General features: G+C 57.1%; 25 protein-coding genes. All 25 read left to right on the top strand.

Annotated features, from left to right (window positions below; translation table 11 throughout):
* Positions 1-20 precede the first annotated feature (20 nt).
* The 25 genes from B5E62_RS06865 to B5E62_RS06985 all read left to right on the top strand — a co-directional run bounded on the left by B5E62_RS06865 (position 21) and on the right by B5E62_RS06985 (position 25,712).
* Complete coding sequence (locus B5E62_RS06865) at positions 21-623, top strand: flavin reductase (RefSeq protein ID WP_087173889.1); 603 nt, start codon at positions 21-23, stop codon at positions 621-623.
* A gap of 85 nt (positions 624-708) precedes the next feature.
* Entirely contained in the window at positions 709-996 is a 288-nt protein-coding gene (locus B5E62_RS06870; RefSeq protein WP_087174015.1) for a YabP/YqfC family sporulation protein, read from the top strand.
* A gap of 19 nt (positions 997-1,015) precedes the next feature.
* On the top strand, positions 1,016-2,296 hold the full coding sequence (locus B5E62_RS06875) for a sporulation protein YqfD (protein WP_087173890.1): 1,281 nt from the start codon (positions 1,016-1,018) through the stop codon (positions 2,294-2,296).
* Positions 2,283-3,281, top strand: coding sequence for a PhoH family protein (locus B5E62_RS06880; RefSeq protein ID WP_087173891.1), 999 nt, complete (start codon positions 2,283-2,285; stop codon positions 3,279-3,281). Before B5E62_RS06875 ends, B5E62_RS06880 begins: the two co-directional genes overlap by 14 nt.
* Positions 3,282-3,776, top strand: a complete 495-nt coding sequence (gene ybeY, locus B5E62_RS06885; RefSeq protein ID WP_087173892.1) for an rRNA maturation RNase YbeY — start codon at positions 3,282-3,284, stop codon at positions 3,774-3,776. It abuts the gene before it with no gap.
* 21 nt (positions 3,777-3,797) lie between these two features.
* Positions 3,798-5,459 (top strand): putative polysaccharide biosynthesis protein, encoded by a 1,662-nt coding sequence (locus B5E62_RS06890; protein WP_087173893.1) that lies wholly within the window; start codon positions 3,798-3,800, stop codon positions 5,457-5,459.
* 56 nt (positions 5,460-5,515) lie between these two features.
* Positions 5,516-5,905, top strand: coding sequence for a hypothetical protein (locus tag B5E62_RS06895; protein ID WP_087173894.1), 390 nt, complete (start codon positions 5,516-5,518; stop codon positions 5,903-5,905).
* A 46-nt stretch (positions 5,906-5,951) separates the two neighbouring features.
* A complete protein-coding gene (locus tag B5E62_RS06900; RefSeq protein WP_087173895.1) occupies positions 5,952-6,173 on the top strand; it encodes a DUF896 domain-containing protein in 222 nt (73 codons plus the stop codon).
* Positions 6,151-6,732, top strand: coding sequence for a 5-formyltetrahydrofolate cyclo-ligase (locus tag B5E62_RS06905; protein WP_087173896.1), 582 nt, complete (start codon positions 6,151-6,153; stop codon positions 6,730-6,732). Before B5E62_RS06900 ends, B5E62_RS06905 begins: the two co-directional genes overlap by 23 nt.
* Positions 6,729-6,911 (top strand): DUF4250 domain-containing protein, encoded by a 183-nt coding sequence (locus tag B5E62_RS06910; protein ID WP_087173897.1) that lies wholly within the window; start codon positions 6,729-6,731, stop codon positions 6,909-6,911. The genes B5E62_RS06905 and B5E62_RS06910 overlap by 4 nt, the downstream gene beginning before the upstream one ends.
* A gap of 112 nt (positions 6,912-7,023) precedes the next feature.
* Positions 7,024-8,478 carry a tRNA (N6-isopentenyl adenosine(37)-C2)-methylthiotransferase MiaB gene (miaB, locus tag B5E62_RS06915; RefSeq protein WP_087173898.1) on the top strand — a complete coding sequence of 485 codons (1,455 nt, stop codon included), beginning with the start codon at positions 7,024-7,026 and terminating at the stop codon, positions 8,476-8,478.
* Between the two features lie 79 nt (positions 8,479-8,557).
* Positions 8,558-8,986: a putative ABC transporter permease gene (locus B5E62_RS06920; protein ID WP_087174016.1), complete on the top strand. Its 429-nt coding sequence runs from the start codon at positions 8,558-8,560 to the stop codon at positions 8,984-8,986.
* A gap of 83 nt (positions 8,987-9,069) precedes the next feature.
* Positions 9,070-11,715, top strand: coding sequence for a DNA mismatch repair protein MutS (mutS, locus tag B5E62_RS06925; RefSeq protein WP_242957766.1), 2,646 nt, complete (start codon positions 9,070-9,072; stop codon positions 11,713-11,715).
* Between the two features lies 1 nt (position 11,716).
* A complete protein-coding gene (mutL, locus tag B5E62_RS06930; RefSeq protein ID WP_087173900.1) occupies positions 11,717-13,819 on the top strand; it encodes a DNA mismatch repair endonuclease MutL in 2,103 nt (700 codons plus the stop codon).
* Positions 13,819-14,799, top strand: coding sequence for a tRNA (adenosine(37)-N6)-dimethylallyltransferase MiaA (miaA, locus tag B5E62_RS06935; protein WP_087173901.1), 981 nt, complete (start codon positions 13,819-13,821; stop codon positions 14,797-14,799). The genes mutL and miaA overlap by 1 nt, the downstream gene beginning before the upstream one ends.
* The gene (locus B5E62_RS06940; protein ID WP_087173902.1) at positions 14,763-15,074 is read left to right on the top strand and encodes a hypothetical protein; all 312 of its coding nucleotides are present in this window, start codon (positions 14,763-14,765) and stop codon (positions 15,072-15,074) included. The genes miaA and B5E62_RS06940 overlap by 37 nt, the downstream gene beginning before the upstream one ends.
* 23 nt (positions 15,075-15,097) lie before the next feature.
* On the top strand, positions 15,098-16,387 hold the full coding sequence (locus tag B5E62_RS06945) for a methionine gamma-lyase family protein (RefSeq protein WP_087173903.1): 1,290 nt from the start codon (positions 15,098-15,100) through the stop codon (positions 16,385-16,387).
* Entirely contained in the window at positions 16,384-17,658 is a 1,275-nt protein-coding gene (locus tag B5E62_RS06950) for an aminoacetone oxidase family FAD-binding enzyme (RefSeq protein ID WP_087173904.1), read from the top strand. Before B5E62_RS06945 ends, B5E62_RS06950 begins: the two co-directional genes overlap by 4 nt.
* Positions 17,655-19,295 (top strand): NAD(P)/FAD-dependent oxidoreductase, encoded by a 1,641-nt coding sequence (locus tag B5E62_RS06955; RefSeq protein ID WP_087173905.1) that lies wholly within the window; start codon positions 17,655-17,657, stop codon positions 19,293-19,295. The genes B5E62_RS06950 and B5E62_RS06955 overlap by 4 nt, the downstream gene beginning before the upstream one ends.
* Before the next feature lie 101 nt (positions 19,296-19,396).
* Positions 19,397-19,657: a DUF4321 domain-containing protein gene (locus tag B5E62_RS06960; RefSeq protein WP_087173906.1), complete on the top strand. Its 261-nt coding sequence runs from the start codon at positions 19,397-19,399 to the stop codon at positions 19,655-19,657.
* 38 nt (positions 19,658-19,695) lie between these two features.
* A complete protein-coding gene (gene radC / locus B5E62_RS06965; protein WP_087173907.1) occupies positions 19,696-20,403 on the top strand; it encodes a RadC family protein in 708 nt (235 codons plus the stop codon).
* Between the two features lie 6 nt (positions 20,404-20,409).
* On the top strand, positions 20,410-21,432 hold the full coding sequence (locus B5E62_RS06970) for a rod shape-determining protein (protein ID WP_087173908.1): 1,023 nt from the start codon (positions 20,410-20,412) through the stop codon (positions 21,430-21,432).
* A gap of 1 nt (position 21,433) precedes the next feature.
* The gene (gene mreC / locus B5E62_RS06975) at positions 21,434-22,312 is read left to right on the top strand and encodes a rod shape-determining protein MreC (RefSeq protein WP_087173909.1); all 879 of its coding nucleotides are present in this window, start codon (positions 21,434-21,436) and stop codon (positions 22,310-22,312) included.
* 3 nt (positions 22,313-22,315) lie between these two features.
* Positions 22,316-22,834 (top strand): rod shape-determining protein MreD, encoded by a 519-nt coding sequence (mreD, locus tag B5E62_RS06980; protein WP_087173910.1) that lies wholly within the window; start codon positions 22,316-22,318, stop codon positions 22,832-22,834.
* Entirely contained in the window at positions 22,827-25,712 is a 2,886-nt protein-coding gene (locus tag B5E62_RS06985; RefSeq protein ID WP_206414306.1) for a penicillin-binding transpeptidase domain-containing protein, read from the top strand. The genes mreD and B5E62_RS06985 overlap by 8 nt, the downstream gene beginning before the upstream one ends.
* The last annotated feature ends 16 nt before the right edge of the window (positions 25,713-25,728 follow it).

The raw sequence follows: 25,728 nt of genomic DNA on the forward strand, positions 1-25,728 counted from the left end.
TAGAAAAGGGAGGAAGAAAGATGGATATGACTGCGATGTTTAAATTGAGCTATGGACTTTTTGTGGTGACCGCAAGGGAGGGAGAGAAGGATAACGGCTGCATCACCAACACGGCGGGGCAGGTGACGACAACGCCAAACCGCATAACGCTGGCTGTGAACAAAGGAAATTATACCCACGATATGATCCTGCGGACAGGAGTGTTCAACGTGTCCATCCTGTCGGAGAAGGCGTCCTTTGACATCTTTAAGCATTTTGGCTTCCAGAGCGGAAGAGACGTGGACAAGTTCGCGGACTACGGTGCGGCAGAGCGTTCCGCAAACGGGGTGTACTACATCACAGAGGGGACCAATGCCTATCTCTGTGCAAAGGTAGTGGATACCATGGACCTTGGCACCCACACACTGTTCCTGGCGGATGTGACGGATGGGGAGGTGCTGGACGGGTCGCCCTCGGCCACCTACGCATACTATCACTCCAGCATCAAACCTGCACCTGCTAAGGAGCAGAAGAAGGGGTGGAGATGCAAGATATGCGGATATATCTACGAGGGTGAGGAGCTGCCGGCGGACTTTATCTGTCCGGTCTGCAAGCACGGCGCTGCCGACTTTGAGAAAATCTGACGTGAGCTGCCGGTGGACCGGAGGCATGCATAGAGCAGGGATGCCCCGCATAGATTAGGTATAAAGCTGTGTGGGGCATTTCAGCATGAAGAGAGAGCAGAAGGATGAGGATATGCTGCTCCGCGGTCGCATAGCCGGAGCCGCCGAGGTGCCGAGGGAGTTGGTCCTGTCCCTTCCGGTCCTGACCGCCACGGGCAGGCAGGAAATCCGCCTGGAGAACTACCGTGGCATACAGGAGTACACCCAGGAGCTGATCCGCGTCAACACAAGGAGCGGCCAGATATGCCTGACGGGAAAGCGGCTGGCGATAGAGTATTACACAAACACAGAGATGAAGGTCACCGGGCTTATCAGCAGTATTGAATATAAATGACAGATGGGAGGATGTGTGCTTGTTCTGGTCCATAGTCCGATATGTAAAGGGGTATCTTCTGATCCGGGTGGAGGGGTATTCGCCGGAGCGTTTTCTCAACGCCTGCAGCCACCGGGGGATCGATCTGTGGGGGCTTCGCTCTGTCGGCGGCGCCTACGAGATGTACATGACGGTCAGGGATTTCAGAAGGATAAGGGCGCTTTCAAGAAAAACAGGGACAAAGGTGAGGGTCAGGAGACGGTATGGCCTTCCTTTTTTTTTACACAGATACCGGAAGCGGAAGATGTTCTTTGCAGGTGCTCTTCTGGCTGCGGTCCTCGTGTATGTCCTCTCCCTTTTTATATGGGAGATAGATATCAGGGGCAACTCAAGGAGGACAGACGAGACCCTCCTCTCCTTCCTGAGGTCAGCGGATGTCCACTGTGGGATGTCCGCCGGGAGCGTGGACTGTGAGGAGATCGCCAGAGACCTTCGGGCAGCCTACAGCGACCTGGTGTGGGTCTCCGCCTCGGTCCAGGGGACAAAGCTGGTCATACAGGTCAAGGAGAACAGCCACCTGTCCGCGGAGCTGCCCGCAGATGAGGGGGACGAAGGAGGGACGGACCTGACAGCCCGGGAGGACTGCACGATCGTGTCCATGGTCACCAGAAAAGGGACACCTCTCGTGCGGGAGGGAGCCCGGGTGAAGAAGGGAGATATCCTGGTGAGCGGCAGAGTGGACCTGAAAAACGATGCGGGCGAGGTGACAGGGTACAGATACTGTCAGGCCCAGGCGGACATCACGGGAGAATATCAGATAGCCTACGAGGACACGATGTCAAGAGAGTACGAGGTGCGGTCCTACGAGTATGACAGGGGAAGCATAAGGCTTCAGGAGGAATTTTTCCTGCAGGCGGGAGACTGGACCCTGACCTTTGGAGGCCTGAAGAACAGCTACCGGGAGTATGAATACTACGTAGAGGCAAGCCGGCTCTCTCTGGGAGGGATTATCTCCCTCCCGGTCTTTTTCGGAAAGAGGACGGCAGTGCCCTGTCGGGTCAGCACAGAGAGCTATACGGACGGAGAGCTCCAGCGGTCACTCAGCAGCCGGTTTGAGAGGGCCTGTCAGGACATGGAAAAAAAGGGACTGGAAATTACAGAGAATGATGTTAAAATATACACAGAGCAAAATGCGGCCTGCGCCCGGGGGACACTGACTGTCCGCGGACCTGTGGAGGGGGAAGCCCCCACGCAGATACTCCCCGAGCCTTCGGCGGCAGGCCAGACAGAAAGGGAAGACCAGACAAATGGGAATGAATGAACTGACCATGGACATTCCGGCTGAATACCAGATGCATGTGTTCGGCCAGTTTGACAGCTATGCAAAGAAGATCGAGCGCGCCCTCCGCGTGACCCTGATACCGAGAGGTGATACGGTGAAGATACTGGGAGATGCACAGCAGGCCGAGAAGGCGAAGAGCGTCCTTCTCCAGCTGACAGAGCTTGCCAGGAGGGGCAATGAGATCCGGGAGCAGAACGTGGACTACACACTCTCTCTTGCCATGGAGGACCAGGAGGACCGGGTGCTGGAGATTGACCGGGACATGATATGCCACACGCTCCAGGGAAAGCCCATCAAGCCCAAGACCCTGGGACAGAAAAAATATGTGGACGCCATCCGGCAGAAGATGATCGTCTTCGGCCTTGGCCCTGCGGGGACAGGAAAGACCTATCTGGCTATGGCCATGGCCATCACGGCCTTTAAGAACAACGAAGTGGGGAGGATCATCCTGACCCGGCCGGCCATCGAGGCAGGGGAGAAGCTGGGCTTTCTGCCGGGGGATCTGCAGAGCAAGATAGACCCCTACCTGCGCCCGCTCTATGACGCATTGTACCAGATCATGGGAGCAGAGAGCTTCCTGAAGAATTCGGAGAAAGGGCTCATCGAGGTGGCCCCCCTTGCCTATATGAGGGGCCGTACCCTGGACAATGCCTTTATCATACTGGATGAGGCCCAGAACACCACGCCCGCCCAGATGAAAATGTTTCTGACCCGCATCGGCTTCGGTTCTAAGGTGGTCATCACCGGGGACGCTACCCAGAAGGACCTTCCCTCCGGGCAGACGTCGGGACTGGATGTGGCCGTCAACGTGGTGAAGAATATCGATGATATCAGCATCTGCCATCTGACCAGCAGGGACGTGGTGCGCCATCCCCTGGTGCAGAGGATCGTCAAGGCCTACGAGGAGTACGAGTCAAAGGCGGAGTCTAAAAAGAGCAGAGGAAGAGACAGAAGGAGAAAATAAATGTCACTTTATTTTGAGGAGGAAGGGGCGGTGAGACTGCCCCTTCCCTGTGAAGAGCTGGCTGGCAAGGTTATCGAGGCTGCCCTGGACTATGTGGGGTGCCCCTACGAGGCGCAGGTGAACCTGCTCCTCACCACAAATGAACAGATCCATGAGATGAACCGGCAGTTCCGTGGGATAGACAGGCCCACGGACGTGCTCTCTTTCCCAATGGTGGAGTACGCGGAGCCGGGAGACTTTGATTTCCTGGAAGACAGAGAGGACTGCTTCGACCCCGAGAGCGGGGAGCTTGTCCTGGGGGATATCGTGATCTCCAAGGACAAGGTGCTGGAGCAGGCGCAGGCCTACGGCCACTCGGTCCAGAGAGAATTTGCTTTCTTAATCGCCCATTCTGTGTTACACTTAACAGGATACGACCATATCGGGGAGGAGGAACGCCTCGTTATGGAACAGAAACAGAGGGATATACTGGAAAAACTCCGGATTTTACGATAAGAAGAGATATGGAGCAATATTATGTCTAAGAAAAAGGGAACCAATTTTTTGGCTCAGGGAACGATACTGGCCGCCGCTGCCATGATCACAAAGGTGGTGGGGCTCGCCTACCGCATCCCCCTGACCAATATCATGGGCAGCGAGGGGAACGGCTACTACGGTGTTGTCTTCCAGGTGTACAGCCTGGCTCTGATGCTCACCTCCTACAGCCTTCCCATGGCGGTATCCAAGCTGGTGTCAGCCAGGGTATCTACGGGGCAGTACAAAAATGCCTACCGTGTCTTCCAGGGGGCTATGGTGTTTGCGCTGGTGGCCGGTGGAGTGGTGACTGCCATCGTGTTTTTTGGTGCCGGATTTATCTCCACGGATATACTGAAGATGGGGATGAGCGTCTATGCTCTCCGGGTGCTGGCGCCCTGTATCCTGATCGTTGCGTTCCTTGGAGTCCTGCGGGGATTTTTCCAGGGCTACGGGACGATGATACCCACGGCTGTCTCCCAGGTGATGGAGCAGCTCATCAATGCCATTGTCAGTGTTGTGGGCGCCTACCTTCTCATGCAGACCGGGCGGGCCATGGCGAGCGGCGAGGAGAAGGAGATGTACGGAGCGGCCTTTGCCGCTGCCGGCGGAACGCTGGGGACAGTCATCGGCGCATTGACAGCGCTCCTGTTCCTGCTGTTCGTGTTTGCCGCCTACAAGACAAGGCTGAAAAAGCAGATGAGGAGAGACCGCACAAGGAGGCTGGAGAGCAGAGGGCAGGTGTACAAGGTCCTGCTCTTCACGATCGCGCCTGTGATCCTGAGTGCCACGGTCTACAACATCAGCAACATTGTGGACCAGACCATGTTCTCCAATATCATGTCCGCCCAGGGGATGGCGGAGAGGGAGTACTCCTCCCTCCTGGGCATGCTGAACGGACAGTATGACACTATGACCAACATCCCGCTGAGCGTGTCCAGCGCCCTGGCCTCGTCCTTTATCCCCAGTCTGGTTGCCACCATCCAGACCGGAAACCGCAGACAGATACACAACAAGATCAATATGGTGTCACGGTTCAATATGCTGATAGCCATACCCTGCGCAGCCGGGTTTATCGCTCTGGCGGGGCCGCTCCTGGACCTTCTGTACTTTACCCAGGACAACGCTATCCCGGCTCTCATGCTGCGGATCGGAGGCATCTCCGTGGTGTTTTTCTGCCTGTCCACTGTGACAAACGCGGCCCTGCAGGGACTGGACGAGATGGGAAAGCCTGTGAAGAATGCGGCTGTTTCCCTGGTGATCCACGTGGCGGCCCTGTTTATCATGCTTGTCGTCTTTAAGTGGGGGATCTACTCTATCCCTGTCAGCAAGATCATATTTGCGGCATCCATCTGCATCCTGAATGCCCATGACCTGCGGGAGACCTGCGGGTACGTGCAGGAGCAGAGGCAGGCCTTTGTGATCCCCGCGATCGCGGCGGTGATCATGAGTATCGTCGCTCTCCTTGTACACCTTCTCGGGGTGCTGTTCATCGGCGAGATGCCGGCCACCGTGCTTGCGGTGATCGCGGCGGTTGCTGTGTACGGGGTAAGCCTGGTGGGGCTCGGCGGTGTCACGGAGGAGGAGCTGCTGGCTGCTCCCAGAGGAGCCACCCTCGTCAGCATCTGCAGGAAGCTGCATCTGATCAGGGGCAGATATCGCTAAGTATTGTATAAATCGTGAAAAAGTGCCGATACTTTACTAAAAAAGGAGTTGTCCTTATGAAGAAAAGGTTGAGTATCGGTTTTTTCACTGCCGCCCTGGCGGCTTTTATCGCGCTGGCCGCAGCCTACCATTTCACATATGAGCGGGCAGTGGAGCGGGCCCGGGAGGAGGTGGCCCTCTCCGTCCGGGATGAGGAGGAAACGGAGACGGAGCAGAGCGGCCAGGCTGTGACCACGGAGGGGGATGCGTTCAAGGAGGACGCTTACTATCTGATGGAGGTCAACGGCTATGTGGTGGTATTCCTGAGCGATAAAAGGACTGCCTATGAGTACACAAGCATCGAGGTCTCATCCCTCCCCGCCACTTTGCAAAATGAGATAAAAAACGGAAAATATATTGAGAGCACGGAGCTCCTGTACAGTTTTCTTGAAAACTATACCAGCTAGGAGCGGCCAGGCTTAAAATAATACAGAATATACAGAGGAAGAAGATATGGATGAAAAGAAGATAAAAAGGATCAATGAGCTCTACCACAAGTCCAGGGCGGAGGGGCTTACGGACGAGGAGAAAAAGGAGCAGCAGCTCCTGCGGCAGGAGTATATCGCGTCCGTGAGGGAGAACCTCCGGGGACAGCTCAACAATATTTCCATACAGGAGAAGGACGGTTCCATTACCGACCTGGGGAAAAAGTATGGACAGAAAAAAGGAAATTAGAAGACAGCTCCTGGGCCTGCGTGAGAGGCTGGGACGGCAGGAGTGGCTGGAGAGAACAGAGGCTGTCTTTCAGAACACCGTGTCCCACCCCTGGTTCCAGGAGGCGGAACACATCTACTGCTATGTGGATTTCCGGGGGGAGGCCGGGACGGCGGCCATTATGGAGAGGGCCTGGGAGCTGGGAAAGTCGGTGGCTGTCCCCAGGACCCGCGGGGAAGAGATGGGCTTTTTCTACATCCGTTCTCTGGAGGAGACAGCTCCCGGGAACTTCGGCGTGAGGGAGCCTGACCCGGAGAGGTGTGAAACGGCGGATGGCCGGGAGGGGCTGATGATCCTTCCGGGCAGTGCCTTTGACCTGAAGGGGTACAGGATCGGCTATGGGAAAGGCTACTACGACAGGTACATGGAGGCCCACCCGGGGCTTCGGACCATGGCCCTGGCCTTCGATTTCCAGGTGCTGGAAGAAATCCCCCATGAGCCACACGACAGGCGGGCCCGGGTGATCGTCACCGACAGACGGGTCATTACAACAGCGAAAAAGGAGATGCAGGACAGATGATGAGAAAACTTCCGGGAGACCCGGTGCTGATGTTGGGCGTGGTGAACACAAAGCTGAGAGATTTTTACAGAGATCTGGATGACCTCTGCGATGACATGCAGGTGGACAAAGCGGAGATCACCAAGATCCTGGAAGGGATTGATTACGAATACGACAGAGCCAGAAATCAGTTTATATAAGTGTGATATAAGATTTCCTGTTGCCTCCGGCCATACTGCATGCTATAATCTTCAACGGCGAAATGAGATTTGAGTAAATAGTCTTTTGAATATGTATGAGGTGATAGGTTTAATGGCAGAGAATGAAAAGTGGAACAGAGCATTCAGCGAAAATGTAGATGGACCGCCTGCTCATGAGCCGGAGCGGCAGTACTATTTTATAGAGAAGGCCAGAGGCTATATAGAGGAGGCGTCAGCCAGAGCAGGCCGGCCTCTCACCTTCCATGTTACTACCTTCGGCTGTCAGATGAACGCCAGGGACTCGGAGAAGCTGGAGGGGATTTTGAAGAAGGTGGGCTATGTGGAGGAGCCGGACGAGGAGAAGGCGGATTTCGTCATCTACAACACCTGTACCGTGCGTGAGAACGCCAACCAGAGAGTGTACGGCAGGCTGGGACAGCTTGGACATGCGAAAAAGTCCAACCCCCACATGATGATCGCCCTGTGCGGCTGCATGATGCAGGAGCCCCAGGTTGTGGAGAAGCTGAAGAAAAGCTACCACTTTGTGGACATCATATTCGGCACCCACAATATCTACAAATTCGCCGAGCTGATCGCGGCGCGGATGGAGTCGGACCGGATGGTCATCGACATATGGAAAGACACGGACAAGATCGTGGAGGACCTGCCTGTGGCCAGGAAATATCCCTTCAAGTCCGGGGTCAACATCATGTTCGGCTGCAATAATTTCTGCAGCTACTGCATCGTCCCCTATGTCCGGGGACGGGAGCGGAGCCGGGACCCGAAGGCTATCATCCGGGAGGTGGAGCGCCTGGCGGCGGACGGCGTGGTGGAGGTCATGCTCCTTGGACAGAACGTGAACTCCTACGGAAAGACGCTGGAGCACCCCATGACCTTTGCCCGGCTCCTTGAGGAGGTGGAGAAGGTGGAGGGCATCGAGAGGATACGCTTTATGACCTCCCACCCGAAGGACCTCTCCGACGAGCTCATTGAGGTGATGGGCAGGTCCGGGAAGATATGCCGTCATCTCCATCTCCCGGTGCAGTCCGGGAGCAGCCGCATCCTGCAGAAAATGAACCGGCGGTACACAAAGGAGCAGTATCTGGCGCTTGTGGAGAAGATACGGGCCGCTGTGCCGGACATCTCTCTTACAACGGATATTATTGTGGGATTTCCGGGAGAGACGGAGGAGGATTTCCAGGAGACGCTGGATGTGGTGCGGAAAGTGAGGTATGACAGCGCCTTTACTTTTATCTACTCAAAGAGGACAGGGACGCCCGCGGCGGCCATGGAGGAGCAGGTTCCCCAGGATGTGGTGAAGGACCGGTTTGACAGGCTCCTGAAAGAGGTACAGGAGATTGCTTCCGAGGTGTGCGCCGTTCACCAGGGCACTGTCCAGGAGGTGCTGGTGGAGTCTGTAAACGACCACGATCCGTCCCTCATGACCGGCCGGATGAGCAACAATCTGCTTGTCCATTTTCCGGGGGAGGAGGCGCTCACCGGAAAGCTTGTGCAGGTGCGCCTTGACGAGTGCAGAGGATTTTATTATCTTGGGCATATGGTGTAAAATGCCAGCTATGACTATTTATATTTTGATGGAGAAACGCTCACACTATATAGGAGACTATACAGTGAGGGCGTTTTTTATGAGAGGATACGGAAAGAAAATCTGTGAATATCTGCTGCTGTGGCTTGTGGGAGGCTGCCTGTATTTCAGCTTTGAGGTGGTGTTCAGGGGCTTCTCCCACTGGAGCATGTTTGTATTGGGCGGCATATGCATGTGCTTCTGCGCGTGGCAGGGGAGCGTCAGGGAGTGGAGGGACCCTCTGTGGGTGCAGCTCCTTCGGTGCATGGTCTTTATCACCTCCTGTGAATTCATCACCGGGATCATCGTGAACAAGTGGATGGACTGGCATGTGTGGGACTACACGGGGATGCCCCTGCAGCTCTTCGGACAGATATGCGTACCCTTTATGCTCCTCTTTGGCGCGCTGGCTGGCCTGGGGATCTATCTGGGAGGAAATATCCTCTGGAAATTTTTTGGAGAGAAAAAACCGCATTTTTTCCTGATTTAATTTGACAGGAAAATATGCTATACTTAACTATGTATGCCTGCGGGCATCCAGACAAAAGACAAGAACAGCAAAGGAGAACTTACATGGCTGAATTAACCCCAATGATGCAGCAGTACGTGGAGACCAAGGAGCAATACAGCGACTGCATCCTGTTTTATAGATTGGGAGATTTTTACGAGATGTTTTTCGACGACGCCATCACCGCGTCCCGGGAGCTGGAGATCACTCTGACAGGGAAGAACTGCGGACTGGAGGAGAGGGCGCCCATGTGCGGCGTGCCTTACCACGCGGTGGACAGCTATCTGAGCCGCCTGGTGGCGAAAGGATACAAGGTGGCCATCTGTGAGCAGATGGAGGACCCGGCCACGGCAAAGGGGCTGGTCAAGAGGGAGGTGGTGCGCATCGTCACCCCGGGGACCACAGTGGATCCGCAGGCCCTTGACGAGACGAAAAATAATTACATCATGTGCGTGGCCTACATCGGGGACAGCTACGGAGTCTCTGTGGCGGATGTGACTACGGGAGAGTATTTTGTGACAGAAATCGGTGACAGCGGCCAGCTCTTTGACGAGATCACCCACCTGATGCCCTCGGAGCTGATATGCAATGAGGCGTTCTATATGAGCGGCATGGACCTGGATGACCTGAAGGGGCGGCTGGGCATCACCATCTATGCCCTGGACTCCTGGTATTTTGACGATGCCATCTGCCGCCGGACCCTGAAGGAACACTTTAAGGTGAGCTCCATGGAGGGACTTGGCATCGGAGATTTTGACTGCGGTGTCATCGGTGCCGGAGCCCTCCTTGTCTATTTGAAGGAGACCCAGAAGACGGACCTGGTCCAGCTCTCCCATCTGACCCGGTATGTGACAGGAAAATATATGGTACTGGACAGCTCCACAAGGAGGAACCTGGAACTCAGCGAGACGCTGCGGGAGAAGCAGAAGAGGGGCTCCCTCCTGTGGGTGCTGGACAAGACAAAGACCGCCATGGGTGCCAGGATGCTGCGAAAGCAGCTGGAGCAGCCCCTCATAGACAAGAGGCAGATCGAGATGCGGCTGGACGCGGTGGAGGAGCTTCTGGATAATGCTATCTGCCGGGAGGAGATGCGGGAGTACCTGACCCCGGTCTATGACCTGGAGCGGCTCCTGAGCAAGATCACCTACAAGTCAGCCAACCCGAGGGACCTGACCGCCTTCCACAGCTCCCTGTCCATGCTGCCCCACATCCGGTGCATCCTGGAAGAGATGAGGTCACCTCTCCTGAGGGAGATCCTGGGGGAGATGGACGCCCTGGAGGACATCTGCGGCCTGATAGGGAGGGCCATCTGCGAGGACCCGCCCCTTGCCATGAAGGAGGGCGGCATCATCCGGGAGGGCTACAGCGAGGAGGTGGACCGCCTGCGCAATGCCAAGACCGAGGGGAAGGACTGGCTGGCAAAGCTGGAGGAAGAAGAGCGGGAGAAGACAGGCATCAAGAACCTGCGGATCAAGTACAACAAAGTGTTCGGCTACTACCTGGAGGTGACCAACTCCTTTAAGGACCTGGTGCCGGATTACTATACAAGAAAGCAGACGCTGGCCAACGCGGAGCGCTATATCACACCACGCCTCAAGGAGCTGGAAGACACGATCCTTGGGGCGGAGGACAAGCTGTACGCCCTGGAGTATGAGCTGTACTGCGAAGTCAGGGACACTATAGGACAAGAAGTGGTGCGCATCCAGAACACGGCAAAGGCGGTGGCACAGCTGGATATGCTGGCCTCCCTGGCTGTGGTGGCGGAGAGGAACCGGTACGTCCGGCCAAAGATAAACGAGAAGGGCGTCATCAACATCAAGGACGGCCGGCATCCGGTGGTGGAGCAGATGATACCCAACGATATGTTCATTGCCAACGATACATATCTGGATGACAGGAAGGACCGGATTTCCATCATCACCGGGCCCAACATGGCGGGTAAATCCACCTACATGCGCCAGACTGCCCTCATCGTGCTGATGGCCCAGGTGGGTTCCTTTGTGCCCGCAGCCAGCGCGGATATCGGCATCGTGGACAGGATCTTCACGAGAGTGGGAGCTTCAGATGACCTGGCCTCCGGCCAGAGCACCTTTATGGTGGAGATGACGGAGGTGGCCAACATCCTGCGGAACGCCACCCGGCACAGCCTTCTCATCCTGGATGAGATCGGCCGGGGCACCAGCACCTTCGACGGCCTGAGTATCGCCTGGGCGGTGGTGGAGCACATCAGCAACACCCGGCTGCTGGGAGCGAAGACCCTATTTGCCACCCACTATCACGAGCTGACAGAGCTGGAGGGCAAGATAGACAACGTCCACAACTACTGCATCGCGGTGAAGGAAAAAGGAGACGACATTGTGTTCCTGCGCAAGATCGTGAAGGGCGGCGCGGACAGGAGTTACGGCATCCAGGTGGCCAAGCTGGCCGGTGTACCGGACCCTGTCATCGAGCGGGCCAAGGAGATCGCGGAGGAGCTGTCCTACGCGGACATCACCACAAGGGTCAAGGATATCGCGTCAGGGGGCAAAGAAACAAAGAAAAAGACAAAGAAGTACGACGAGGTGGATATGGCACAGATGTCCCTTTTCGACACGGTCAGGGACGACGATGTACTGGAGGAGATCAAGAATCTGGACGTCAGCCATCTCACGCCCATCGACGCCCTGAACACGCTGTACCAGCTTCAGAATAAATTGAAAAACAGGTGGTAATATGAGCAGAATACAGGTTTTAGACCAGGTAACCATAGACAAGATAGCAGCCGGCGAGGTGATCGAGCGGCCGGCCTCCATTGTGAAGGAGCTTCTGGAGAACGCCATCGACGCGGGAGCCACCTCCATCACGGTGGAGATACGGGACGGGGGGATTTCCTTTATCCGGGTAACGGACAACGGCTGCGGCATTGAGATGGAGGACATTCCGGCGGCCTTCCTGCGCCACTCCACGAGCAAGATACGCTCGGCGGAGGACCTGTCCCACATCTCCTCCCTTGGCTTCAGGGGAGAGGCTCTCTCCAGTATTGCGGCCGTGGCACAGGTGGAACTGATCACCAAGACAAAGGGCAGCACCTTCGGGGCCTCCTACAGGATCGAGGGAGGCAAAGGGGGACACCCGGAGGAGACGGGAGCGCCGGACGGCACCACCTTCCTTGTGCGGCAGCTCTTCTACAATACCCCCGCCAGGCGGAAATTCTTAAAGACCCCCATGACGGAGGCAAGCCATGTGGGGGATCTGGTCACCAGGCTGTCCCTGTCCCACCCGGAGATTTCCTTCCAGTTCCGCAACAACGGCCAGTCCAGGCTGCACACCTCCGGAAACGGCAGCCTGCGGGATGTGATCTATCACGTGTACGGGAGAGAGATCGCCTCCCATCTGCTGGAGGTGGATCTTGAGGGGCGGGGCATCCGAATAACCGGCTGTATCGGGGAACCGCTTGTCTCCAGGGGGAACAGGAACTTTGAAAACTACTTTATCAATGGAAGATATGTGAAGAGCAGCATTATCTCGAAGGCCATTGAGGATGCCTACAAGGACTTCCAGATGCAGCACAAGTATCCCTTCACTGTGCTCCACATCCAGGTGGACACGGAGATCGTGGATGTAAATGTGCATCCCACCAAGATGGAGGTGCGCTTCCAGAACCAGCAGGAGATATACGGCAGCGTCTGCGAGGCTGTGTCACGGTCGCTCCACCACGAGGAGCTGATTCCGCAGGTGGCCGTGCCAGAGCCGCCGGAGGCCATCCCGGAGAGGCAGGTCCCGGAAAACGGGGGAGGGGTGCCGGCGACAGAAAAGACGATCGCTCAGAACACGGCAGAGAATGTGCAAAAACAGAGCATGCTCTATAAAAAACAGAGCGCATACGGCAGCACGGATGAGCCAAAGAGAGAAAAACAGAGTACGCTCTTTGGAAGTGAGCCTGAAAATGCGGGGCAGGCAGCGCAGGCCCGGACGGGCCGGGAGCCGCAAAAGGACCTGGACTATTTTATGAAGAAGATGAGAGAGCGAGTTCTCTCCTATCACCAGCAGGCTGCTGCCGCGGAGGTGCGGGAGCAGGGGCAGATACACAGACCGGAGGAGGCCCGCGACCGGATCAGGGAGGCTGCAGGCTACCGGGTGGAGACCGAAAAAACAGAGTGTACTCCGGAAATTCCGGGAGAGCATGAAGGAAAAACAGAGTACACTCCAAAACAGCTCAACCTTTTCGAGGAGAAGCTTCTGAGTCCTCAGGCTGCCTCCAGGTATCGGATCATAGGACAGGTGTTTGAGACCTACTGGCTGGTGGAGTTCGGGGACAATCTCTACATCATCGACCAGCATGCCGCCCACGAGAGAGTCCTGTATGAAAAGACGCTGGCGGGGATGAAGACGAGGGATTTTACCTCCCAGGTCATCAGTCCCCCCATCATCCTGAGCCTGACCATGCAGGAGGCCCAGCTCCTCAATACATACATGGACCAGTTTACAAGGGTGGGGTTTGAGATAGAGGAGTTCGGGCAGGACTCCTATGCAGTGCGGGCTGTGCCGGACAATCTTTTTGGCATTGCGAAGAGGGATCTTCTCATGGAGATGATTGACAGCTTATCGGATGAGCTTTATACTGGACTGGCACCTGATATCATTGACGAGAAGATCGCGTCCATGTCCTGCAAGGCGGCGGTGAAGGGAAATATGAGGCTTTCCGCCAGGGAGGTGGAGGCTCTCATCGGTGAGCTGCTCCGGCTCGAGAACCCCTACCACTGTCCTCACGGAAGGCCGACCATCATCGCCATGAGCAGGCGCGAGCTGGAAAAGAAATTCAAGAGGATCGTGTGATGAAAGAGCCACTTATCGTGTTGACAGGCCCCACTGCTGTGGGCAAGACAAAAGCATCCATCACCCTGGCAAAGAGGATTGGAGGCGAGATCATATCCGCTGATTCTATGCAGGTGTACCGCCATATGGATATCGGCTCCGCCAAGATACGCCCCGAGGAGATGGGGGGAGTGCCCCACTATCTGGTGGATGTGCTGGAGCCGGACCAGGAGTTCAACGTGGTCCGCTTTCAGTCCATGGCCAGGGAGGCGGTGGAGAAGATACGGGCAAACGGCCATATTCCCATCGTGGTGGGCGGAACAGGGTTTTATATCCAGGCGCTCCTCTACGATATTGATTTTACAGAGGGAGGGGAGGACAATGTCCTGCGCGGGGAGCTGGAGGCCTTTGCCAGGGAGAAGGGGCCGGCCGCACTCCACGCCCGTCTGGCAGAGGTGGACGAGGAGTCTGCAAAGGCCATCCACCCGAACAATGTGAAGCGGGTGATCCGGGCTCTGGAATTCTATCACCAGACAGGCGGGAAGATTTCGGAGCACAATGAGCGGGAGAGACAGCGCAGCTCCCCTTATGATTTCCGGTACTTCGTACTGAACGATGAGCGGAGCAGGCTGTACGGGCGCATCGACAGAAGAGTGGACCAGATGATGGAGGAGGGCCTTGTGGAGGAGGTCCGCCGCCTGAAGGAGATGGGGCTGCGCTCCGGCATGGTATCCATGCAGGGACTGGGCTACAAGGAGATACTGGATCACCTGGAGGGCAGATGCAGCCTGGAGGAGGCTGTCTACAGGATCAAAAGGGACACGAGGCATTTTGCCAAGCGCCAGATCACCTGGTTTAAGAGGGAGAAAGAGGTGATCTGGATCGACAAGCCCTCGTATGACTACGATGAGAAAAAGATAGTGGAGGCAATGCTTTCCTATATAACGGAGGGAGTAGAAGGGATATGTTTAAAGGACTATTCGGAGGCTCCAGATTTTTAAAGAGGATGAATCCTCTCATGGAGCTCTATTCGTACAGCAAAAATTCGGAGAAGACATATAAGGAGCTGATGGCTCTGGAGCCCCTTGCGAAGACAAAGGGGGAGAAGGCCATGTTCAACCTGAACAGGGCAGGCCTTTTATATGATATGTATAAATACCGGGAGGCGGCGGACGTGATGAGGGAGATCCCGTCCATCAACCCGGAGTTCGATGCCCAGTGTGCCCGGATGAAGACCCGCATCATGGCGGCTATGACAAGAGGCGAGCACAGGTAGAAAGGTGAAAAAGGAGTAAGACAATGCAGGATGAACAGATGACCCGGATGTATGAGCAGATGGGAATATCCGAAACAGTATACAGGTTTGGCAGACAGATGGAGGAGAAGCTGGCGGAGCGGTTTGCGTCTATTGACAGGACGGCGGAGTACAATCAGATGAAGGTGATCCGGGCCATGCAGGAGAACCGGGTCAGTGAGGGCTGCTTCCACTACACGAGCGGCTACGGCTACGACGACCTGGGAAGGGAGACGCTGGAAAAGGTGTACGCCGGCGTGTTCCATACCCAGAGCGCCCTGGTGCGTCCCCAGATCGCATGCGGGACCCACGCCCTCTCCGTGGCGCTGGCTGCCAATCTGCGGCCCGGGGACGAGCTCCTCTCGCCTGCGGGAAAGCCCTACGATACACTGGAGGAGGTCATCGGCATCCGCCCCTCACGGGGATCCCTGGCCGAGTACGGTGTGACCTACCGGCAGGTGGACCTGCTGGAGGACGGCACCTTTGACTATGAAAATATCGAGAAGGCTATCAACGAGAGGACAAGGATGGTCACTATCCAGCGGTCCAAGGGGTATCAGACCCGGCCCAGCTTTTCTGTGGCACAGATAGGTGAGCTGATCGCCTTTGTGAAGAAGCTGCGTCCGGACCTCATCTGTATGGTGGACAACTGCTACGGAGAGTTCGTGGAGCTGACGGAGCCCAGCGATGTGGGGGCCGACATGGTGGTGGGCTCCCTCATCAAGAATCCGGGCGGCGGACTGGCGCCCATCGGCGGGTACATTGCGGGCAGAGAGGAGCTCATCGAGAACTGTGCCTGCCGCCTTACATCTCCCGGCCTTGGCCGGGAGGTGGGCGCTTCTCTCGGCGTCATGCAGTCCTTCTACCAGGGCCTTTTCCTTGCGCCCACCGTGGTGGCCAGCGCCCTGAAGGGGGCCATCCTGGCGGCCAATATCTATGAGGCATGCGGCTTCAGAGTGGTGCCTGACGGGAGGGAGAGCCGCCACGACATCATCCAGGCCGTGGAGCTGGGTACGCCGGAGGGGGTCATCGCCTTCTGCCAGGGGATCCAGGCGGCGGCACCGGTGGACTCCTATGTGACACCGGAGCCCTGGGCCATGCCGGGATACGACAGCGATGTGATCATGGCAGCGGGAGCCTTTGTACAGGGGTCCTCCATCGAACTTTCCGCGGACGCTCCCATCAAGCCGCCCTACGCTGTCTACTTTCAGGGAGGCCTCACCTGGCCCCACGCAAAGCTGGGCATCCTGATGTCACTGGAATACCTGGTGCGGAAGGGGCTGGTGAGGCTATGAGGATACTGATCGCCGGAGGCGGGGCGTCCGGCATGACTGCCGCCATAGCGGCGGCCAGGCGGGGCGCCCGGGTGACGATACTGGAGAAAAAGGAGATGCCCGGAAAGAAGATACTCTCCACGGGGAACGGCCGGTGCAATCTCACGAATATGGACATGGAGGCAGTGTATTTCCGGGGCGGGGACCGGGGGACCATCGAGCAGGTCCTCGCGGCCTTCGGCCCGGAGGATACGCTGCGCTTTTTTGCGGAGCTGGGACTGATGACAAAGGCCAGGGGCACCCTGGTCTACCCGGTCTGCGACCAGGCCGCCGCGGTGCGGGAGGCCCTGGCCATGGAGCTGAAACGGCTGGGAGTGGAGGTCCGCACCGGAGTGACCGTGGAGAGGGCCGAGGCGGGGGCGGAGGGCTTCCGGCTCGGCCTTGTCGGGGCAGACGGGACGCGCGCCTCCTGCGCGGGTGACGCGCTCATCCTGGCTACTGGCGGAAAGGCGGCGCCGGCCCTGGGGAGCGATGGCAGCGGCTATGCACTGGCAAAAAAGCTGGGACATACCCTGGTCCGCCCCCTCCCGGCTCTGGTGCAGCTCCGGTCGGATGCCGGCTTTACAGGAAAGCTTTCAGGCGTCCGTGTGGAGGCCCGGGTCAGTCTCTATGTGGAGGGGGAGGAGGCCGCCTCCGACACGGGGGAGGTGCAGTTTACGGACTACGGCCTCTCAGGCATACCGGTCTTCCAGGTGAGCCGCTTTGCAGCCAGAGCCCTGGACCGGAAAAAGCAAGTGTACGCCCGGCTTGATTTCCTGCCGGACATGAGCCGGGAGGAGGTCCGCCGGCTCCTGGAGGAGCGCTGGCCCGTCTTTGCGGACAACACGGCGGAGGAGTTCCTCCACGGGCTGTTCCACAGGAAGCTGGCCCCTGTGCTGCTGAGCGGGAGCCGCATCCGCTGGAAGGAGAAGATGAGGGATGTGGACGGGGATGCCCTGTCCAGGCTTGCAGGCGTATGCAAGAGCCTGCGGATGGACATCACAGACACCAACTCCTTTGATCAGGCACAGGTGTGCGCCGGCGGCGTCCCGCTGGAGGAGGTCTGCGGGGAGACGATGGAGTCCCGCCTGACTCCGGGGCTCTTCCTTGCCGGAGAGCTGCTGGACGTTGACGGCATGTGCGGCGGCTACAACCTGCAGTGGGCCTGGGCCACAGGCTGGCTTTCGGGAAGCAGTGCCGCGGAGGCGGCAGAAAAAAGAGAGGATAAGAGAAGGGACGGGAGACGGCCATGATACGGATCCAACAGATGAAACTGCGCACAGCGCATACCCGGGCAGAGCTTGGGGAAAAGATAAGGAAAATGCTGCGGCTTTCGCCCGGCCAGGAGTTCTCCTACAGGATCGTGAGAAGGTCCCTGGACGCCCGGCGAAAGCCGGAGCTTTTCTATGTGTACACGGTGGATGTTGCCGTAAAGGGCGAAAAGACTCTCCTGAGGCGGAACCGGGACAGGAACATCCAGCAGGCAGGTGAGAGGTCCTACCGCTTTCCGGAGCCGGGAGAGGAGGAGCTGCGCTGCCGCCCGGTGGTGGCCGGCTTTGGCCCTGCGGGCATTTTTGCCGCCTACATGCTGGCCCTCCACGGCTACCGTCCCCTTGTGGTGGAAAGAGGGATGGAGGCGCGGCAGCGGATCAGGGACGTGGAGAAATTCTGGGAGACCGGCGTTCTGGACACGCGCTCCAATGTCCAGTTTGGAGAGGGGGGAGCCGGCACCTTCTCCGACGGGAAGCTGAACACCCTCGTAAAGGATAAATACGGGAGAAACAGGAAGGTGCTGGAGATCCTGCGGGACCACGGTGCCCCGGAGGAGATCGTCTGGGACGCCAGGCCCCATATCGGGACCGACCTTCTGGTGCGGGTGGTGAGCCGGATGCGGGAGGATATCATCAGGCTGGGCGGACAGGTCTGTTTCCACACCCAGCTGGTGTCCCTTGAGCCGGTCCCGGGGAAGGAGGGGATCCTGTCCCTGGGGCTCAGGGATACTCTGTCCGGGGAGACGAAGAGTGAGATGACCCAGGCCCTCATCCTGGCTGTGGGGCACAGCGCCCGGGACACCTTTGCCATGCTGCGGGAAGCGGGTGTCCCCATGGAGGCAAAAGCCTTTGCGGTGGGCGTACGGGCGGAGCATCCCCAGGCCATGATCGACAGGGATCAGTATGGGATGAGAGAGGGGGCAGAGCGGCCGGAGGGCCTGCCTGCCGCTGCCTACAAGCTGACATGCCAGCTGCCGGATGGGCGTGGGGTCTACACCTTCTGCATGTGTCCCGGAGGCTATGTGGTGAACGCGTCCTCCGAGGAGAGAAGGCTGGCTGTGAACGGCATGAGCTACCACGACCGCGCCGGACAGAACGCAAACAGCGCCGTCATTGTCACTGTGACACCCGAGGATTTCGGCGGGGATGGCCCCCTGGCGGGCGTGGAGTTCCAGAGGAGACTGGAGGAGAGAGCCTGGCAGGCCGGACAGGGGAAAGTGCCCGTCCAGCTCTACGGGGATTTCTGCAGGGGAAAGGTGTCAGACCACACAGGAGAGGTACAGCCCCAGATCAAGGGGGAGTACTGCTTCGGAGATGTGCGGGGCATTTTTCCGGAGGAGATAGGCGACGCCATAGCAAGAGGCATACGGGAGTTCGGGAAAAAACTTCCCGGCTACGACCGGGAGGACGCGGTCCTCTCCGGCGTGGAGAGCCGCACCTCCTCCCCGGTGCGCATCCTTCGGGATGAGACGCTGGAGAGCCGGGTTGCGGGACTCTATCCCTGCGGGGAGGGAGCTGGCTATGCGGGTGGCATTATGTCGGCCGCTATGGACGGCGTGAAGGTGGCTGAGGCAGTCGCCAGAAAATACCGGCCCTTCGACAAAGAGGCGAATGATTAAGAAATTTTTAATGGAATGAGGCTATACACTTTTTTTGAAATATGGTAGAATATATTGAGTTTTTGAAAGAAAACTTAAGAATGATGTGAGGTGGAGTACATATGAGAGGAGCAGGCAGTAAAAATTCCTGGGCCTTATTTCTGCTTATTCTGGCAGGGATCGTCCTAGGAGGTTTTATCGGCATGCTGGCACAGGATACAGGGGCTTTGAGCTGGCTGAATTACGGGCAGACCTTCGGACTGGACGAACCGGTTGTCCTGGATCTGGGCATACTTGTCCTTACCTTCGGTCTGTCTGTCAGGATCACGATAGCCAGTATTATCGGAATGGTTCTGGCGATCATAATCTATCGCTTCCTGTAACATGGGCTCTTTGGGAGTGTTATAGGTGTCTGCAAAAGATGACTCAGAAAAGTACGAATACAATGAAAAGTCTCCTGGAGTCTGAGCGCCCCTATGAAAAATGTGAGCGCCTGGGAGAGAAAAACCTAAGCGACGCGGAGCTGCTGGCAGTCCTTCTTAGGACCGGCACAAAGGGAGAGAATGTCCTGGAACTGTGCCGCCGCATCCTGGCGGCAGGAGGCGGCAGCCTCGACGCACTGCACGGATTTACGCGGGAAAGATTTCAGAAGATAAGAGGAGTGGGCCGGGTGAAATCCATCCAGCTCATCTGTCTTGTGGAGCTGTCCAGGAGACTGGCCAAGGAGACGGCAGGCAGGGGGCTGAATTTCTCATCCCCCGCGTCAGTGGCCAGGTATTATATGGAGGACATGCGTCATCTCGGCCAGGAGCATATGAAGCTCCTGATGCTGAACACAAAATCCGCGCTGCTGGGGGAGAGGGATGTCTACAAGGGCACGGTCAACGCCTCCCTGGTCAACCCAAGAGAAATTTTTGTGGAGGCGCTCCGGACAGAGGCAGTGTCCATCATCCTCCTGCACAACCACCCCAGCGGAGACCCGGCGCCCAGCAGGGCGGATGTCGCCACTACGGAGCGCATCCGGCAGGCGGGAGAATTGATCGGGATAGAATTGTTAGATCATATCATTATTGGGAATAATTGTTATATCAGTTTCCGGGAAGAGGGGCTGCTATACACGAAAGGATAAGGTCAAATGGCACGAAATATATACGGGCTTGATCTCGGCTCCTATGAGATCAAAGTATATGATAAAAAGAAGGATACCATCTGGAAGGAGAAGGATGTCATTGCCATAGCGAACAAAAAAGAGGTGTTTGCCGTGGGCGACGAGGCTTTTGAGATGTACGAGAAGGCACCGGCCAACATCCAGGTGGTGTTTCCCATGAAGCACGGGGTCATCTCCAGGTTTGACCACATGCAGTATCTGCTGCAGGGGCTTCTCAAGAAGGACAGGGGCTTCGCCAGAGGAGCGGAGTATGTGATCGCTGTCCCCACAGACGTGACGGAGGTGGAGAAAAAAGCCTTTTTTGACCTGGTGATCCACTCCACTGCCAGAGCGCGCGAGGTCAACATCGTGGAGAGGGGGATTGCCGACGCGGTGGGGCTGAACCTGGATGTGCAGAATACAAAGGGACTCTTCATCGTCAACCTGGGAGGAGAGACCACGGAGCTGTCCGTGCTGGCAGGGGGAGGCATCGTGCTGAACCGTCTCCTCAAGGTGGGAGGCATTACCCTGGACCACGCGGTGGCCCAGCTTGTCCGCTATAATCATGACTTCCTGATCGGCAGGGTCACGGCGGAGATGCTCCGCAAGAGGTTTGGCGTCTTCAGCGATGACAATACAGCCTCCATGACTGTGGCGGGCCGGGATCTTATCACCGGGGTGCCGCAGCAGCGGGAGATATCTATCAGCCTGGTGCGGGCCGCTGTGAAGGAGCCCCTCGAGGAGTGTGTCCGGGGCATCGAGTCACTCCTTGACAGGACCCCGCCGGAGGTGCGCAAGGCCATCTACAAGAACGGTATCTTTCTCACCGGCGGCCTGGCCAATCTGCCGGGCCTGGAGGTCTATATGGAGGAGATGACAGGCATCCGGGTGCGGACAGCCATTGACCCGGATATCTGTGCCGTGACGGGGCTGAAGCAGATCATTCAGTCCAGGGAACTGAAAAAACTGGCATATTCCATGCTGGATGAAAATTATAGGTGGATGAGATAGCATGAAGATCAAAAATCAAAATACCCTTCCAAGTAAATATGTGCTCCTGATACTGGTGGTCGTGTGCGGCATCCTCCTGGGTGCGGAGCGCTTCATGGACGGGGGCGGCCCCTTGAGCTGGATCGCGAACTACACTATCGTACCCATGCAGCGGGGCATCAGCTATGTGGGGACGTGGATGAGCGACCTGACAGATAATTTCGCAACCCTCAGCGACCTGAGAAAGGAGAACGAGCAGCTCCAGGAGCGAGTGGACCAGCTCACCATAGACAATACAAGGCTGAGCCAGGAGCAGTACGAGCTGGAACGGCTCCAGGAGCTCTACAAGCTGGACCAGAATTACGGCGACTACGAGAAGGTGGGCGCCCATGTGATTGCGAACAACGGGACCAACTGGTTCAGTTCCTTCACCATAGATAAAGGCAGTGAGGACGGGATACGCAAGGATATGAACGTCCTGGCCGGGAGCGGCCTGGCCGGTATCGTGACGGAGGTGGGGCCCAACTATGCCCAGGTCCGCGCGGTCATAGACGATGAGAGCAATATCAGCGGCATGGTGCTGTCCACCTCGGACCTGTGTGTTGTGAGGGGAGACCTTACATTGATGGAGGACGGGCGGATCCGTTTTGAAAATCTGCCAAACAACGACAATGAGATACAGGTGGGAGAGCAGGTGGTGACTTCCCATATCAGCTCCACCTATCTCCAGGGACTGTTTATCGGATATATATCGGAGATCAATGTGGACTCAAACAATCTGACCCGCTCGGGCTATATCACCCCTGCCGTGGATTTCAGCAATCTGCAGGAGGTGCTTGTCATCACCACCACAAAGGCGGAGCTGACGGAGGCGGACGGGTCGGAGGACGGAGGAGAGTAGCCTATGAAGAGAAAGATCATCACGGCCTGCTTTATCATCGTGTGTTTCCTCCTGCAGTCCACCGTTTTTTCCAAGCTTCAGTTTGCCTCCGTGAGGCCCAACCTGATGATCGTCCTGACCTCGGCCTTCGGGTTTATGAGGGGGAGGAAGACAGGGATGGCGGTAGGGTTTTCCTGCGGCCTTCTGATGGATGTATGCTGGGGCAGCGTGCTGGGATTCTACACACTGATATTAACCGTGATCGGGTATCTCAACGGCAGCTTTAAGAGACTCTTTTTCGATGAGGATATCAAGCTCCCGCTTGGACTGATCGCCGGGAGCGAGCTGGCCTACGGCCTGACCGTCTATGTCTGCCTGTTTATGATGCGGGGGGATTTCCATTTCGGATATTACCTGACACATGTGATCATGCCGGAGCTGGTCTACACCATCCTGGTGACGATCGTCCTGTATCAGGTCATACTACACGTGAACCGTAAACTAGAGGCCGAAGAACAAAGGAGTGCAAGCAGGTTTGTTTAGTATTTGGGAACGCATAAAATCAGGAATTTACGAACTGTTCCAGAGACGGGCAGTTGTGTCCATCATCATCTTCTGTGTCATGTTTTCCATTCTGGTGGGACGGCTTTTCCAGCTCCAGATTGTGAATGGACAGTCCTATCTTGAGGATTATACTATCCAGATACAGAAGACCAGGACCATACAGGGGACCAGGGGAAACATCTACGACAGAAACGGGAATCTCCTGGCCTACAATGAGCTGGCCTACTCGGTCACCATAGAGGACAACGGCGTGTACAACACCACGGCCGAGAAGAACGAGGCTCTCAACGAGGAGATCACCAGGATCATAGAGATTGTGGAGGGAAACGGGGACTCGGTCATCAGCGATTTCAGTATCGTGCTGGACGCAAACAATGAGTATCAGTTCTCCATGACCGATGAGACACAGCGGCTCCGGTTTGTGGCGGATGTATTCGGTGAGAGCTATATCGACAGTCTGGACGACGAGCAGAGGAACATGTCTGCCGCCGAGATCATCGATTATCTCTGCACCGATGAGACCTATGGCTACGGCATCGACCAGGATGCGCTGGACAGGTCCCAGGTCCTCAAGATGGTGAATATCCGCTACGCCATCGGCCTCAACAGCTTCCAGAAATATATCCCCACTACCGTGGCGGAGGATGTGAGCGACGAGACGGTGGCGGAGATCATGGAGCACCTGAACGAGCTCCAGGGCGTGGATATCGCGGAGGAGTCACTGCGGCGGTATACAGACAGCAAATACTTTGCCAATCTGATCGGATACACGGGCCAGATATCCCAGGAGGAGTACAATGCCCTCGGCGAGGAGGAAAAGGAGCAGTACGACCTGACAGACACGGTGGGTAAATCCGGTCTGGAGCAGGTGCTGGACAGCACGCTCCAGGGGGACAAGGGTGAAGTGAAGCTCTACGTGAACAGCGTGGGCCGGGTCATCGACACGGTCGGGGAGACGGAGCCAAAGGCGGGGAATGACGTGTACCTGACCATTGACGCGAACCTCCAGAAGGCGGCCTACGACATCCTGGAGCAGGAGCTGGCAGGCATCCTCCTGTCCCGGATGCAGGACATCCTTGATTACGACAGGACCCAGTCGGAGGACGCGGCGGATGTCATCGTGGCAAGCGGCGACGCCTACAATGCTTTTATAGACAATGATATCGTGGATATGAGCCACTTTTCAGCGGAGGGAGCCGGGGCTGCCGAGCAGTCCGTGTACGGGAAATTCGCTCCCTACAAGGAGCAGGTGCTCTCCCAGCTTACTTCCATCATGCAGGATGGGAACGCCTCCGCCTACAGGGATATGTCCAGGGAGTGGCAGGCCTACCTGTCCCATGTGGTGAACGAGGTGCTGACCGGGGAGAATGGTGTCATCATGAGCGATGCCATTGACACGGATGACGAGACCTATCAGCAGTGGAGGAATGAGGAGACCATCAACATTTACACCTACCTCAATTACGCCATCTCCCAGAACTGGGTGGATGCCTCCAAGCTGCAGGCCTATCTCTCCTCGGAGGGGAACTACTCGGACTCCTCGGAGGTGTACAGCGCCATGATATCCTATGTGACGGACAGGCTCAGCAGCAGTACGGATTTTGACAAGCTCATATACCAGTATATGATAAAAGCCGGGACTGTGACAGGGCGGGAGCTGTGCATGATCCTGTACGAGCAGGGCGTGCTCCCCATGGACGAGACCCAGTACAACAATCTGGCGTCAGGTGCCACCGGGGCTTACGATTTCCTGCGCAGCAAGATACAGTCCCTGGAGATCACGCCGGGACAGCTGGGCCTGGAGCCCTGCAGAGGCTCTGTGGTCATCACGGACACGGACAGCGGGGATGTGCTGGCCTGCGTCTCCTACCCGGGATACGACAACAACCGGCTGGCCAACACCATGGACAGCGAATACTATAATGAGCTGAACACCAGTACCTCTCAGCCCTTCTACAACAGCGCGACACAGGAGACGACGGCTCCCGGTTCCACCTACAAGCCACTTGTGGCGGTGGCGGGCCTGACAGAGGGGGCCATCGACACGAGTACGACCGTGTACTGTGACGGTAATTTTGATGTGATCAGCCCGGAGGTACACTGCTGGGTATACCCGGCAGGGCATGGCACGATGAATGTGGTCAGCGGCATCACCAACTCCTGTAACGAGTTCTTCAATAATATCGGGTACCAGCTTGGCATGCAGACTGACGGGACCTACTCCAGCGAGTACGGTCTGGAGAGGCTTGCGAAGTACGCGGAGCTGTTTGGCCTTAACGAGACCAGCGGCCTGGAGATACCGGAGATGGACCCGAAGGTTTCCGACGAGGACTCCGTCCGCTCCGCTATGGGACAGGGTACCAACAACTACACCACCAGCCAGCTGGCCCGCTACATCACGGCCGTGGCCAACAAGGGCACGCTCTATGAGCTGACCCTCCTGGACCGGGTGGAGAATGTGGACGGCGAGGTGGTGGAAGAGTTCCAGAACGGGGAGGCAAGGACCATCGAGGGCGTATCCTCCTCTACCTGGGATGCAGTCCACGCCGGCATGGAGGGCGTGGTCCAGAACAGCTCTGTGTTCACAGCCATCAATGCAAGCTCGATGAGCGTGTCCGGAAAGACCGGTACCGCCCAGCAGAGCACGACCCATGCGGACCATGGACTGTTTGTGGGCTTTGCCCCCAGCGATAACCCGGAGATAGCCATGGCCATCCGTATCGCCAACGGCTACAGCTCCACCTACGCTTCGGAGGTGGGCAGCAATATATTCCAGTACTACTATCAGATAACAGACTCCGCGCAGCTCATCACAGGTCAGGCTGCCGAGATCACAGTCAATACTTCAGGAGACTAAACAAACAGGGCTGGGA

It is taken from the genome of Lachnoclostridium sp. An118 (assembly GCF_002160985.1).
Taxonomy (GTDB): domain Bacteria; phylum Bacillota; class Clostridia; order Lachnospirales; family Lachnospiraceae; genus Claveliimonas; species Claveliimonas stercoravium.

What these genes read in the sequence shown, in the direction of transcription:
- B5E62_RS06865 (WP_087173889.1), top strand. Translation starts at nt 21, where the DNA reads ATGGATATGACTGCGATGTTTAAATTGAGCTATGGACTTTTTGTGGTG.
- B5E62_RS06870 (WP_087174015.1), top strand. Translation starts at nt 709, where the DNA reads ATGAAGAGAGAGCAGAAGGATGAGGATATGCTGCTCCGCGGTCGCATA.
- B5E62_RS06880 (WP_087173891.1), top strand. Translation starts at nt 2,283, where the DNA reads ATGGGAATGAATGAACTGACCATGGACATTCCGGCTGAATACCAGATG.
- ybeY (WP_087173892.1), top strand. Translation starts at nt 3,282, where the DNA reads ATGTCACTTTATTTTGAGGAGGAAGGGGCGGTGAGACTGCCCCTTCCC.
- B5E62_RS06890 (WP_087173893.1), top strand. Translation starts at nt 3,798, where the DNA reads ATGTCTAAGAAAAAGGGAACCAATTTTTTGGCTCAGGGAACGATACTG.
- B5E62_RS06895 (WP_087173894.1), top strand. Translation starts at nt 5,516, where the DNA reads ATGAAGAAAAGGTTGAGTATCGGTTTTTTCACTGCCGCCCTGGCGGCT.
- B5E62_RS06900 (WP_087173895.1), top strand. Translation starts at nt 5,952, where the DNA reads ATGGATGAAAAGAAGATAAAAAGGATCAATGAGCTCTACCACAAGTCC.
- B5E62_RS06905 (WP_087173896.1), top strand. Translation starts at nt 6,151, where the DNA reads ATGGACAGAAAAAAGGAAATTAGAAGACAGCTCCTGGGCCTGCGTGAG.
- B5E62_RS06910 (WP_087173897.1), top strand. Translation starts at nt 6,729, where the DNA reads ATGATGAGAAAACTTCCGGGAGACCCGGTGCTGATGTTGGGCGTGGTG.
- miaB (WP_087173898.1), top strand. Translation starts at nt 7,024, where the DNA reads ATGGCAGAGAATGAAAAGTGGAACAGAGCATTCAGCGAAAATGTAGAT.
- B5E62_RS06920 (WP_087174016.1), top strand. Translation starts at nt 8,558, where the DNA reads ATGAGAGGATACGGAAAGAAAATCTGTGAATATCTGCTGCTGTGGCTT.
- mutS (WP_242957766.1), top strand. Translation starts at nt 9,070, where the DNA reads ATGGCTGAATTAACCCCAATGATGCAGCAGTACGTGGAGACCAAGGAG.
- mutL (WP_087173900.1), top strand. Translation starts at nt 11,717, where the DNA reads ATGAGCAGAATACAGGTTTTAGACCAGGTAACCATAGACAAGATAGCA.
- miaA (WP_087173901.1), top strand. Translation starts at nt 13,819, where the DNA reads ATGAAAGAGCCACTTATCGTGTTGACAGGCCCCACTGCTGTGGGCAAG.
- B5E62_RS06940 (WP_087173902.1), top strand. Translation starts at nt 14,763, where the DNA reads ATGTTTAAAGGACTATTCGGAGGCTCCAGATTTTTAAAGAGGATGAAT.
- B5E62_RS06945 (WP_087173903.1), top strand. Translation starts at nt 15,098, where the DNA reads ATGCAGGATGAACAGATGACCCGGATGTATGAGCAGATGGGAATATCC.
- B5E62_RS06950 (WP_087173904.1), top strand. Translation starts at nt 16,384, where the DNA reads ATGAGGATACTGATCGCCGGAGGCGGGGCGTCCGGCATGACTGCCGCC.
- B5E62_RS06955 (WP_087173905.1), top strand. Translation starts at nt 17,655, where the DNA reads ATGATACGGATCCAACAGATGAAACTGCGCACAGCGCATACCCGGGCA.
- B5E62_RS06960 (WP_087173906.1), top strand. Translation starts at nt 19,397, where the DNA reads ATGAGAGGAGCAGGCAGTAAAAATTCCTGGGCCTTATTTCTGCTTATT.
- radC (WP_087173907.1), top strand. Translation starts at nt 19,696, where the DNA reads ATGACTCAGAAAAGTACGAATACAATGAAAAGTCTCCTGGAGTCTGAG.
- B5E62_RS06970 (WP_087173908.1), top strand. Translation starts at nt 20,410, where the DNA reads ATGGCACGAAATATATACGGGCTTGATCTCGGCTCCTATGAGATCAAA.
- mreC (WP_087173909.1), top strand. Translation starts at nt 21,434, where the DNA reads ATGAAGATCAAAAATCAAAATACCCTTCCAAGTAAATATGTGCTCCTG.
- mreD (WP_087173910.1), top strand. Translation starts at nt 22,316, where the DNA reads ATGAAGAGAAAGATCATCACGGCCTGCTTTATCATCGTGTGTTTCCTC.